General features: G+C 45.4%; 1 protein-coding gene. It reads right to left on the bottom strand.

Annotated features, from left to right (window positions below; all coding sequences use genetic code 11):
- Positions 1–260, bottom strand: a 260-nt coding sequence (locus Dpoa2040_RS07005; protein WP_168640813.1) for a hypothetical protein, incomplete at both ends; no start/stop codon positions are given.

Below are 260 nucleotides of genomic sequence, written 5' to 3'. Positions count from 1 at the left end.
TCACCATTAATAGCCTGATTTTCATCATGTGCAACTGCCAGTACTGCATTAGCAAGATCCCATGCTGCCTGCTTGGCGGCAAGGGTTGCTGCATCTGCTTCTTGCTGCAATTTTAATTTCTCGTACTCTAAGTCATAGCAATATCTAGTCACTCCAATTGCATTCAGGCACCTATAGTTATAGATTAGCGTAGCGTTATTGGCAGCCCGGATTTTGGGACCTGCAGCATCAATTTTGGCCCCTACTTGATCCCGCAACAT

This window comes from Dickeya sp. CFBP 2040 (assembly GCF_012273755.1).
Lineage (GTDB): Bacteria > Pseudomonadota > Gammaproteobacteria > Enterobacterales > Enterobacteriaceae > Dickeya > Dickeya poaceiphila.
The sequence above is the reverse complement of the archived record's forward strand: the minus strand, read 5'-3'. Positions and strand labels throughout refer to the sequence as shown.